The following is a 13,076-nucleotide window of genomic DNA, read 5'->3' as shown; positions in this document are numbered from 1 at the left end:
ATGATACAAAATCGAATGATGATCACAATTTTGAGTCTTTTTGTGCTGCTGTTTACAGCATGCGCTGAAAATTCATCTGACACTGACCCGACAACTCCTCCAACCGAGGTAAGTCTTTCAGAACAGAATCTTCTTAGAGCAATGGAGCTGACTGACAATGCCGTTTCTGCTCATTTTACGGGGACAGGCATGGCGATGGCCAGGTATTACAATCCATACACCGGAGTTCGATCTGATGAAACTGGCAGTGTATGGATGTACACCGCAGCTGTGGAAGCTGTCAATGCAGTCCTCCATGGACTTCAAGCCCAGAAAGAGCATGGAAATGCAGCGCTTTACGACGAGAATTTTGACAAGTACACCGAACTTCTCGCGCAACTATATGATAATGCGGACTACTACTTGGGAACTTTTGAACTCATCTCCTATACACAGACCAAAGAATGGTCTGTGTATGGAGTAAATCGGGGCAATGCAAAGGGAACGGCCAAGGTGGCCGGAATCGAAAATGTATATGACGATCAAATGTGGCTTGTCCGTGAATTGCTGGAATCCTACAAAATTACCGGTGAGGCTGCCTACTTGGAAAAAGCAGAATACTTGACAGCCTATGTCTTGGACGGTTGGGACAGCACCAGAAACCCTGATGGATCAGAACGTGGTGGAATAACTTGGGGACCAGGTTATGTAACCAAACACGCCTGTAGCAATGGCCCGATGGTAAGCCCATTAGTTTGGCTTCATGAGATTTACAAAGGTAAAAACGATGAAATCAGCTACCGTTACATTGATGAAGAGGACAAGAAAACCAGAATGACCATGCAGATGAAGAAAAGTGATTACTACGCTGACTTTGCCAAGAAAGTCTACGATTGGCAAAAGAGTAGTTTGTTGCGTTCTGATGGGGTGTATGATGATATGAGAGGAGGGTGTTCTCCTGGAAATCCACAGACTGAGACCATTGACGGGACAGTTTATCGTAAAGGGATTGCTTGTCAAGACCGAGTAGGGCCTGCTATTTCTTACAATTCCGGGACAATGCTTTCTGGTGCTGCGGACATGTACAGGATGACACAAGATGACACCTACCTTCAAGATGCGAAAGAGCTTTCTGACAAAAGCTTTCAATATTTCGCAAAACCCGACCAAACTCACGACGGATATTACACCTACAGCATCAGTGGTTTCAACAATTGGTTCAATGGCGTTTTGATGCGTGGATATGTTGATGTGCAGCCTGCCTATGGTACTGCCTCAAATTACATCAACACTTTCCAGAAAAACCTTGACTATGGATATGAGAACTTCCTCTATGAGGGCTTTTTGCCCACTAATCTACTGGTTGGCTGGAGCCTTACAGCCAATAACAATAGAACCGAGGGGATGTTCAACTTCGCATTTGCAGCAGAATATGCGGTGTTATCACGATATGAGCTGACAAAATGATATCACTTTTTTGGCATCCCATTAAATATGGGATGCCAAAAATCTTCAAAGGTAGATAAAGCCTTATTAGATAGTAATTAAACAAATAACCCAAAAAATATGCAAAAGATATATAAACAGATTTGCATAGGACTGATGAAGCGTTCCGCATTGGGAATGATCATACTGTCCTTTGCTAGTATTCCTAGGCTTGCATTAGCATTAGAATCCAACTTCTCCCCTTTAGCGGGACAAGTTCAACAGCAAAATGATAAAACCGTTTCAGGTACGGTAATATCAGAAGACGGTACTCCCATGCCAGGAGTCAATGTATTGCTTAAAGGAACCCTGAAAGGCACTACTACGGATATCGATGGAAAGTACCAGCTGAATGTCCCAGACGACAACACTGTTTTAACATTCTCATTTATCGGTTATACCACTCAAGAAATCACAGTAGGGACAAGATCAATCATTGAGGTGTCTATGGTTCCAGACACGCAACAGCTAGGTGAAGTCGTAGTGGTAGGTTATGGGATGCAGGAAAAAGTTACCATGACAGGTTCTGTAGCGAACATCAAAGGTGATGAAATGCTCCGAACTAAGAACGAAAACCCTCAAAACATGCTTACTGGTAGGGTTGCAGGTGTTCGAGTATGGCAGAAAAGTGCTGAGCCAGGTACTTTCAATGCCAGCTTTGATATCAGGGGCTTAGGCTCTCCTTTGATCGTAATCGACGGTATTCAGCGGACCATGGCTGATTTTCAGCGACTAAACCCTACCGATATCGAAGAATTATCTGTGCTTAAAGATGCTTCAGCAGCTATCTATGGAGCACGTGCCGCAAATGGTGTCGTATTGATCACGACCAAAAAGGGGAGTGACGCAGGCAAAGCAACAGTGACCTATAATGGTTCATATACTTTGCAAAGTCCATCTGGATTCCCTGAGCTAGCAGATCCTTATGAAACCATGACGCTCTATAACGAGAGAGCCATGAACAACATCAATGGTGGCAACCTGATTTATCAGGATGACGATTTTGAAGCTTTCAGGACTGGCAGAAGACGTACTACAGATTGGAATGCCCTGTTGATCAGTGATTATGCTCCACAAAGCCAACACGATATTAGCATTACAGGCGGCAATGAAAAGACCCAATACTATATAGCCGGTGGATACCTTTATCAGGAAGGGATGTTCAAGTCGGGCGACATGAACTACAACAAAGTCAACTTAAGATCCAATATCACCACAGAAATCGCCAATGGGTTGAAGTTTAACCTCAATCTAAGCGGCGTGGCCGATCAGCGAAATTCCCCCTATTCCAGTGCGGTAGAGATCATTAGAAATTATTGGAGACAGGGGGTGCTATTCCCTGCATACGCTGATCCCGAAAACACCATGCTGAACTACGAAGGGCTAGACTTGGAACAGAATACCATCGCTATGATGAGGGCAGACGTTTCAGGACACAGAAAGTACAAGCAAAAATATTTTCAGTCCTCAGCATCACTGGATTATGACTTTGGTACAGTTTCCGAAGCCTTAGAAGGACTTACTGTAAAAGGATTGGTCAGCTATGACTTTAGGGGAGATGACAATGACATTTACAGAAGGGAATACTACCAATACATGTATGATCCGGTAACCGAAGCTTATCTATCCAAGCTGTACAACAACAGTTCTCCAAACCAAATTAGAAGAGAGATTTTTAGCAAGCAGCAATTTTTGGGACAATTCCTGATCAATTATAAGCGTACTTTTGGCGACAACCATGATATATCTGGTCTCCTGGGATTTGAGACCCAAAACCGTAAAGGGGATAACTTCTACGCACAACGTGACTTGGCATTTGCCATGGAATACCTTGTAGGAGGTATGAATGAAAACCAACAAGGTGGAATGCAGGGTGGTTCTGGCGATTTATATGAGATTGCCAACTCCGCCATGTTTGGAAGGGTAAATTATGCTTACGGTGATCGTTACATCGCTGAAGTTCAATTCCGATATGATGGCTCGTCAAAATTTGTAGAGACCAATCGTTGGGGATGGTTCCCTTCCGGCTCCATAGGTTGGCGTCTATCTGAGGAATCCTTCTTCAAATCTGCTTCAGGACTTTCTTTTGTAGATCAGCTTAAATTCAGAGCCAGTTATGGTATGACGGCAGATGACGGCTCATTGGCTTATGATTGGTACCCGGGTTATATCTATCCTGCGACCAGTGGAAATGCCCAGAATGGTTACTACAATCAATATGCCCCAGGCTATATGCTCAATGGTGAATTTGTATATGGAGCATCTGCGGTCGTTCCCAATGAAAACCTGTCATGGTGGACTGCCAAGACATTTAACGTCGGCTTGGACTTCGAAGCATGGATGGGCAAGTTTGGCTTTTCCGTGGATTATTTTGACCGTCGTAGAGAAGGGCTTTTCTCTACTCGTTCGGGCGATGTGCCTACTGTTGTGGGTACTGGAGCACCTAGAGAAAACACCAACAGTGACCGCCAATATGGGGTTGACCTGGAGCTTTCCCACCGCAACATGATTGGTGAAGTTTCTTACAGTGTAAAAGGAATAGCTACAATCACCCGTAGACAGCACTTGATTGCAGCTGAAAAGGGCCCATATGGCAATTCCTATGATCGTTGGAGGAATGACAACCTCACGGATCGTTTCCAAGGAGTGCAATTTGGTTATGTATCAGCAGGAAGATACACTGACTGGGAAGACATCTGGTCCTACGATATTTACAAAGACAGGGACATTTTACCTGGCGATTATAAATATGAAGATTGGAATGGAGACGGCGAGATCAATGGATTAGATCAACATCCTTTTGCCTATGACCAAACACCATGGTTAAACTTCAGTATGGCACTTGATGCCAAGTACAGGAACTTTGATATGAGTGTCCTATTCCAAGGTTCCGCTTTGGGCTCCATGCAATATCAGGAGCCATTGTATTCAATTTGGGGCAGTAACGGTGGTGGTGCCTTAGAGCAATACCTTGACAGATGGCATCCAGTAGATCCCTTAGCGGATCCATATGATCCAGAAACGGAATGGATCAGTGGCTATTATGGCTACACAGGCCACTATCCATTTGGGAACTCTGAATTCAACAGGGTAAGTACTGACTATTTGCGCCTTAAGAGTATCGAACTGGGTTACACCTTTAAACCGCGTAATATCCCTTCGACTAACATCCGGTTCTTTGCCAATGCCTACAATCTCCTGACTTTTACAGGAGTGAAATTTGTCGATCCTGAACATCCAGGAGATGAGTTGGGAAGAATGTACCCGTTGACAAAAACCTATACGGTAGGCGTAACTGCGTCATTTTAACAGCAACTAGTTGAGACCTTGGAAAATTAAATTGAATCAAATCATGAAAATAAGAATCATATTATTGCTATTCAGCTTATTGTACATTTCCAGTTGTACAAATCTGGATGTGCCTCCACCAAATGTAATCGGTGATGAGACACTAATGACCAGTGAATCAGGCATGGATGTATACATAGCAGGCATGTACAGCAAGATGCCATTTGAGGACTTCAAGTACATGGCACAATGGGGTGTGGAATATAATTCCTGGCTCGGTTCTCTTGGAATTGAAGGAACGGGAGAGGCCGTAAATCGTGACGGCATTAGTGCAGCATTTACCGGTGAAAGGACTCCTTATTGGGGAAGGGCCTTCGGCTTGCTGAGAGAAGCAAATTACTTATTGGAAAAACTGCCAGACTACGCAGATGCATTTCCAGAAGTGACCTATAATCATTATTTGGGTGAAGCCTATTTTGTTCGTGCCTTTGTGTTTTCAGCAATGGCAAAACGATTTGGCGGGGTACCATTGGTAACCAGTGTATTGCGATATCCAGCAGAGGAAGGAACCTTGGAAATCCCTCGTTCTACTGAGGAGGAAACTTGGAACCAAGTATTGGCTGACTATAATCAGGCTATTGAATTGTTGCAGCCTACCAGCCCAAAGTCTGGATATTCCAATAAATATGTGGCACTTTCCTTCAAGTCAGAAGCCATGCTCTATGCAGGTAGTGTCGCCAAATACAATGAAACTGTACCAGGAAGACTTACAGGTACCGGCCTAAAGACCGGGGTAAGGGTAATTGGCTTTTCTGAGGAGAGTGCCCAAGCTGCGTCCGTCAAGTATTTCAAAGAGGCTTATTCTGCCGCCAATGAAGTAATCAAAAGTGGTCAATATTCTTTATACACAAAAAAATGGGCCGCCAATGATCCTGAAGCACAGTACCAGAATATGGTGGACATGTTTAGTGACCCTACTAGCCCTGAAAACATCTACGTAAAAGAATATCAGTTCCCTGTGGCAACACACGGGTATGATGCCTACAGCGCTCCCTTTATTTTCAAAGCTCCATTAGCATCAGGTACTTGCCCGACATTGGATTTTATGGAGCTGTTTGAAGGCTTTGACAGATATCCTGATGGAACCATCAAAGTAACTACTGGATCGAACAATACTGAAGGCGATTACTTGATGTATGATTCGCCAATGGACTTCTTTCAAAATGCGGAGCCACGTCTTCGTGCCTATGTTATTTTCCCTGGAGATATTTTCAAAAACCAGGAGATTGAAATCCGGGCAGGGGTCTATACCGGATCTGAGCCTATCCAGCCATTATTCAATGACTATTCCTATGCGACAGCTGAAACTCGCTATCAGCAATTACCTATCTATACACAGGCACCAAAGGAGCTTTTCCTCAGTGCAAGAGAAGGAGGAAGCCAAGAGTTGGTCAATATTGATGGCCAACAGATCACTGCCGCTGGAGCCAATGGTCCTTTTTACAACAATGGCGAAAGCACCCTTACTGGACTTTATGGAAGAAAATGGTTAAATCCTGATCCTTCTTTTGAAGCTGGAGAAGGTAGGTCTGACCAACACTTCGTATTGATGAGGTATGCAGATGTCTTGCTCAATGCAGCGGAAGCAGCTGTGGAATTGGGACTTGCTGGTGAGACTTCACCTGATGGATCGGACATGCTTCAGGTAGCGACCTCTGGTATTAATGATATTCGAGAACGTGCCGGAGCGAGCCTGCTTAGCGGAATGCTTACTTCTGACATTGAAAGCCGTAATATCGTGCGTAAGGAACGTAGAAAAGAGCTTGCCTTAGAGCATAAAACCAAGTGGGACCTACGCAGATGGAGAGTGCAGCATTATGAAGAAAGAGATGGATTCTGGGGTGAGATCAGAGACAAGGAAGACTTCAGCATGAACTCTCGCTATCGCTTCAGAGGTCTTTATCCTTTCCTATCTGCTGAAAGTGGCAAGTACTTCTTCGATGCCCGTTTCCAATGGGTTAGTTTGAAGACCTTCGAATACAATATTATCGACTACTATTTCGCCATTCCGGGTGGGGAAGTTTCCAAGAGTCCGGTAATCGACCAACAACCCAACCGATAAGGATTTATCAATAACCTAGAATTTTAGAAGATGAAAAATATAGCATACCTAATATTAGCGACGCTGTTTTCCCTTAGTTCATGCAGCATGTTTGAACTGGATAACTACGATCTTCCAGCCGAAACCCTTAAGGGTGAAGTAGTGGATTTGGAAACCGGTGAGCCTGTACTCACAGACCAAGGAAGTGAAGGTATTCGCGTCCGTTTAACAGAATTAAGCTGGGGAGAAAATGTTTCTCCCAACCCTGACTTCTTTTGCATGCCTGATGGCACATTCCAGAACACCAAACTGTTTTCAGGAACCTACAATGTGAGAATAGATGGGCCTTTTATCCCGCTTATTCGCGAGGATGACCGAGGAGTACCTCTTGCAGACGAAACCCAAACTTTGGATATCAAGGGAGTTTCCAATGTGACCTTTGAAGTACAACCTTTTTTGAGAGTGGAATGGGTAAAAGACCCTGAAGTGATCAATGGAAAGGTAAGGGCTCAAATCCGCGTAACCCGTGGTGTATCCGAAGAAGAGTTTCGCTCCAAAATCGAACCTATGGGCGGCTATAGCGACAGTTTTCAGAATGTGACAGATATCCAGTTGTTTGTCAGTTATTCATCCACCGTGGGCTACCGCGCCCGGGATGAGCGTTGGTCAAGTCAATTGGAGTTTTCAGGTTCATCGTTCAACTCGATGTTGGGTGAAACCATCACCATTGAATCCAATGGAACGATCCCTGAAGGCAGAATGGTCTTTGTACGTGCTGCTGCTCGAATCAATTTCGACACCCCAAGGGGAAGCGGTACCAGACGTTGGAACTACAATGATACACGTCAAGTATTGGTTTATTAAGAAGAAAGTAAATGAAAAGCCATCTGCCTAGTCGGATGGCTTTTCTCTTGATTTTTAAATAGAAATCAAACCCCTAAACCATTGCTTAAGAACAGTTATTTTAAATACGCTTTTTGTCTGAAACACCTCTTAACTGATAAGATGATGTGCGTTAAAACTTACTGGCATAATTGCGTAAAATCAGATATTCGATAACCATGCAAAAAACTACTTTACGATACCTCTTTGGTCTTCTCCTATTTCAGGCTTGCGCCGAGCCTCCACAAGACCAAAATACTCCAGAAATTCAAGAACGAGAAAAAACAGCATTTCAAACTTCCAATCCCTGGAAGCCAGTGACAGACGTGAGGGCAGATGTGGCAATTGTCTATAGTGTAAAAGACCATCACGGAAAAGCCAATATGACTTTTGAAGAACGTGTCCAGACGTGGCGTGACAAAGGGTATACAACCCATTTTATGTCTGGAATCGCTTGGGGTGAATACCAAGATTATTTCACCGGCGAATGGGATGGTGAATGGCACCTGGATGAAGGACAAGTTACCCAGAAAGGCGATACGCTTTGGCATGGGCGCATGGTACCCTACATCGTGCCGTCTATGAATTTCATCGAATACATGAAAGAAAAGGTGATCAAACGGGTGATTGATGCTGGGATTGACGCCATATATCTTGAGGAGCCTGAATTCTGGGCCAGATCCGGATATAGCGAAGCCTTCAAAAGAGAGTGGAAGGATTATTATGGCTTTGACTGGAGACCTCAGCATGAATCTGCCGAAAATACTTATTTATCCAATAAGCTGAAGTACCACTTATACTATAGAGCGGTTGAGGAGTGTTTTTCCTATGCGAAAGAATATGGCAAAACAAAAGGAATGGAAGTCCGCTGCTACGTCCCTACGCATTCACTAGTGAATTATTCCCAGTGGATGATCGTCAGTCCGGAAGCAAGCTTGGCCTCTATGCCAAGTGTGGATGGTTACATTGCACAGGTATGGACAGGCACTTCACGAGAACCCAATTATTTCAATGGTCAGGCAAAGGAAAGGGTGTTTGAAACGGCCTTTTTGGAATATGGCTCAATGGAATCTATGACCGCTCCCACTGGAAGAAAAGTATATTTCTTGACCGATCCGATTGAAGATTGGCCAAGAGACTGGGCCGATTATAAGAAAAATTATCAAGCCACTTTTGCAGCACAGTTGCTCTATCCGATGGTGGCAGATTATGAGGTGATGCCTTGGCCTGATCGGATTTATGAAGGACTTTACAGAACCAGTGCAGACAGCGATGAGAAAGAACAAATTCCTCGTTTTTATTCCACCCAGATGCAAGTGATGATTAACACATTGAACGATATGCCACTTTCAGAAAATAAAGTGAGTGGCTCTCAAGGGATAGGGATTCTGATGTCCAATTCCCTGATGTTTCAGCGCTTCCCTACCCATCAGGGCTATGATGATCCACAGTTATCCAATTTCTACGGACAGGCCTTACCGCTGCTTAAGCGTGGTGTACCAGTCAAGACAGTTCATATAGAAAATGTATCCTTTCCCAAAACCTGGGAGGATGTAAACATCCTGATCATGTCCTATTCCAATATGAAGCCAATGGAAAGGGAAGCACATGACCATATAGCAAAATGGGTTGAAAAAGGAGGAGTTTTGGTTTACTGTGGTAGGGATGAGGATCCATTCCAAACTGTTCAAGATTGGTGGAACAAGGATGGAAACAACTTCAAAGCTCCTTCCGATGACTTATTTCAGAAACTGGGACTTAAAGCCCCATTTGAAGCAGGAGAATTCAATTATGGCCAAGGCAAAGTAGTGGTTATTCGCCAAGACCCTAAGGAATTTGTTTTGGAGGAAAATAATGATGCTGAGTTTGTGAGCACCATCAAGAAATTGTATGATGAAGATACCGAGTCTGGTAAGCTTGAATTCAAAAACCACTTCTCTTTGACCAGAGGATCTTATGAAATCATTTCTGTTGTCAATGAAAACGAAGATCAATCTCCTTATACGGCCAAAGGGAAATTTATTGATTTGTTTGATCCTGAAATTCCCGTCCTAAACGAAAAGCAAGTGCAACCAGGCGAACAAGCGTTTTTGTACAATATCGAAAGCGTAAAGGATCCACAAACTCCAAAGGTTTTGGCAACTGCCGCTAGAATTTATGATGAGAATGTGGATGAAAATGAGTTCTCATTGGTGGCCAAAAGTCCAATGAACACAACCAATGTAATGAGGATCCTCTTACCTAAAAAAGCAGAAACCATAGCAATCACAGATGCTACAGGAAAGGTTGTAGAAGCAGAAAGCTCTTGGGATGAATCCAGTAAAACTTGTTTCTTAAGCTTTGAAAACAGTCCTGAAGGAGTTTATGTGAAATTGAAATGGTAAGCCAAACCGCTGTACTTTCTTACGAGCTGATACTTGAATAAGAATGACCAAATTCCTTGCCTGTGACTCTTTTGTACTCAATCACAAAAGTCCTATAGGCAATTTTGGATTCTTCTATCATGCCTAATCTCAACATTGCTTTGACTTGATACACCAAAGCGGTTTCATTCAAAGGATCAATATTAAAAAGGGCTTCTGCCAGCGAAATCGTAGCATGATACGATTCGCTGGCAAAGCTTTTTTCCACCTCCAGTATCAAGACTGGTTCAAGATTGGTTTCTGCTTCCTCTTTGAACAAGTCGAACAAGGGATCATCCGAAAGATACAAGAATTTACCACGGTGGACGATTCCTGCAAACTCATCTCTATGCGTATTTATTTCATGAGCAGAAATGATCTCCAAACACCTCAAGTAATCACAATAGGCTTCTTCATGAAGGACTATTTTATAGTGCCCTTTTTCGTGGACCAATTCTATTCCATCCAGTTCGCTCAATGTTTTACGTAGGTTATTTATCGTCACTCCTCGTGAGTTTTTAACCTTATCAGCTGGTTTGTCTGGCCAGAGTAAGTTGCTGAGATGCTGTGAAGTAATCCCATCCTCAGAGATACTGTAATGAAAAATAAGGCAAAAAACCTGTTTTAGTTGTGCACTGAACATATAGGTAATATCCTTATTCTTCGAGTCTCTAACCATAAAATTCCCGAACAGGTAGATAGCGTTGGGACGTAAAATATGTCCGGTTTTTGGAGTTTCCACCTGCTCCAATGTTTCCTTAGGCTCTTCTTTCTCTCCATTCACTTTAGGATTCAACTTTCTATATAAAATGAAGCCAAAACCTATAGCACCAGCGCCTATAAGAAGAAGAACAAGGAGTGGAATTTTACTATTTTGTTTTTCTGGGAAATCCGACAACTCATCCTTTGTAATAGCAGGAAATGCCAAAGAGTAGATTTTTAGGTCTGATGAAATGTCATCCTCAAACTCCTGAACCACCGCAAAAAGATTATTGAGCCCTTGGTCAAAATAGAGGTTGGCATTAGTAGTAATTTTATCCGATCGGATTGGAATGGAATCCCCTAATATCTCATAACTCCCATCCATCAGTGAAAATCGATAAAGACGAAGATAGGATTCAGAAAAATGCTCAGGATAGCAAAGTGTATATAGACTGGAGTCATTTAATATGACCATTCCCCGAACGGGAACGACATTATCCTTATCCCATGGAATCTCCCAAAGTTTGGTGACATCTTTGGTGTCCATATCTATGCGATAGAGATCATAGTAGTATTTCCTTCCAACAGATTGGTCCCCAGACTCATTTCCCATCCCTCCCAAAACATATACGCTGTTGTTTTCTGGTTGGTAACCAACTGAGGAGAAGTAGCGTGGAGAAATTACATCACCAGTAAAGCCCTCTTCCACTTTCCATGCTTTTTGTTCCAAATCGAATGTAAAGAAGTTCTTGCTATATTTCATATTCCCAAAACCTCCGAAAATACTGTATTGGGAGTTGGATTGGTCTATATAAGACCCATGGTGATGGAGTTGGGTTGGAAGTTGTTCATAGCTTTCTTCAGTCCACTGATAGTTATCAAGATCGAGACTTGCGACAGTTGGCCCTTCATAAGGTTTGTCATAATACACCTCATAGGTATATAATCTATTTTCTAATGTATCGATGAAGTTAGTGCCCAAGATAAGTTTGACAGGGCTTTTCTGGTCAAATACCTCGAGATCAGTTTGGCCTGTCTGTACATTATATCTCCAAATAGAATCTTGGTTATAATAGTATATTTCCTTCTTTTGGGGATTATAATTTGCTCCCGCTACAGATGCTGAACTAAAGGAAACTTGATGTTTCCAGAAATAGGCATAATTCTTCAGCCAATCAGGATTGATCACCTTGCCGTAAGGATTTCCATCTTTATCATGGACTACATTACCCTCATTTTCATATAAGGGAAAGCTATAGGTTTCCTCTCCTACAACGGATAAGTTTTTGATGGCAAAAGCAGGTACATCAATGATGTGATCACTTTTCCCAAAAAGAATCTTAGGAAGATAAGTATCATCTAAATGCTGTTTTTTGGCCGAAAATGTTTCATTATCGATGGACAGACTTATTGAATCCGCTTTTAGATCAAATGAGATTTTCATCTCAAACCATTGCTTTTTAAACAACTGGTCTTTGTCCATAGTGGCCACAATGAGATTGCTTTTCCCTTCCTCATTAAACTTAAAGACAATGCGATCTCCCTGACTGTCATAGAATAAATTAAAAATTCTTCTGTTTACACTATTCTTTATTCTGAGGATATATCCTATTTCATCGACAGGACTTAAGGATAGGCTAAAGTCAATGGTAAAATGGTCAGAAAATTCCACTTCGTGCTCCCCAAAAATATCATAGGAGGTACGCTGGTCTATCGCTTCTTCGTTGCCATAAAATTTTAGACCTCCAGTAAAGGAAGCCTGTGGCAAAGTAAAACCAAAAATTAAGGAAAGGAATAGGTGAATTTTAGTAAATAGAAGCATCGGGTAAATTATTAATCAAACTCATGTTTGGGGATGGTCATATTATTTGAATATTTTCTATCCCCGGTAAATAAAAAAAACAGTTTGTTGTTTCACTAAATCACATAGAAATTTCAAATCTAAAGATCAACTCTACTTCGATTGAATAGCTGATCACTTACTTATCTCAATAATGCCTGTCATGATTCTATCTTGCTCTCAATGAACAGTTCCTCCTCATCTCTTACTCAAGGTGTCAATTTGTTTTTTCAAATAGCTTCAAGATCACTTTTAGGTGTATGGGCAAATAGGAATGCTGAAATTCTATAAATTAGGATTCAAAAGGAAGCTTACGTCTGAAGTTTATATTTTTTTTATCATTCAAAAGTAGAATTTTCGAAAATTTGATACAAATGCTTTTTCAAATATGTTTATA

At 42.2% G+C, this 13,076-nt stretch carries 6 protein-coding genes; 5 read left to right on the top strand and 1 reads right to left on the bottom strand.

Features of this window, described 5'->3' with window-relative positions:
- Positions 1-15 precede the first annotated feature (15 nt).
- From JL001_RS22550 to JL001_RS22530, 5 genes are all read left to right on the top strand, one after another.
- Positions 16-1,446 carry a glycoside hydrolase family 76 protein gene (locus JL001_RS22550; protein WP_236252949.1) on the top strand — a complete coding sequence of 477 codons (1,431 nt, stop codon included), beginning with the start codon at positions 16-18 and terminating at the stop codon, positions 1,444-1,446.
- 99 nt (positions 1,447-1,545) lie between these two features.
- A complete protein-coding gene (locus JL001_RS22545) occupies positions 1,546-4,773 on the top strand; it encodes a TonB-dependent receptor (protein WP_200980111.1) in 3,228 nt (1,075 codons plus the stop codon).
- Between the two features lie 43 nt (positions 4,774-4,816).
- Positions 4,817-6,874 carry a RagB/SusD family nutrient uptake outer membrane protein gene (locus JL001_RS22540; RefSeq protein ID WP_236252948.1) on the top strand — a complete coding sequence of 686 codons (2,058 nt, stop codon included), beginning with the start codon at positions 4,817-4,819 and terminating at the stop codon, positions 6,872-6,874.
- A gap of 30 nt (positions 6,875-6,904) precedes the next feature.
- The gene (locus JL001_RS22535; RefSeq protein WP_200980110.1) at positions 6,905-7,717 is read left to right on the top strand and encodes a DUF3823 domain-containing protein; all 813 of its coding nucleotides are present in this window, start codon (positions 6,905-6,907) and stop codon (positions 7,715-7,717) included.
- A gap of 197 nt (positions 7,718-7,914) precedes the next feature.
- Positions 7,915-10,119 carry a hypothetical protein gene (locus JL001_RS22530; protein ID WP_200980109.1) on the top strand — a complete coding sequence of 735 codons (2,205 nt, stop codon included), beginning with the start codon at positions 7,915-7,917 and terminating at the stop codon, positions 10,117-10,119.
- A gap of 19 nt (positions 10,120-10,138) precedes the next feature.
- Here the strand turns inward: JL001_RS22530 and JL001_RS22525 are convergent, their stop codons facing one another.
- Entirely contained in the window at positions 10,139-12,661 is a 2,523-nt protein-coding gene (locus JL001_RS22525) for a DNA-binding transcriptional activator (RefSeq protein WP_200980108.1), read from the bottom strand.
- Between the last annotated feature and the right edge of the window lie 415 nt (positions 12,662-13,076).

Source organism: Echinicola sp. 20G (assembly GCF_015533855.1).
GTDB lineage: Bacteria > Bacteroidota > Bacteroidia > Cytophagales > Cyclobacteriaceae > Echinicola.
This window is presented reverse-complemented; position numbering and strand designations above follow the sequence as displayed.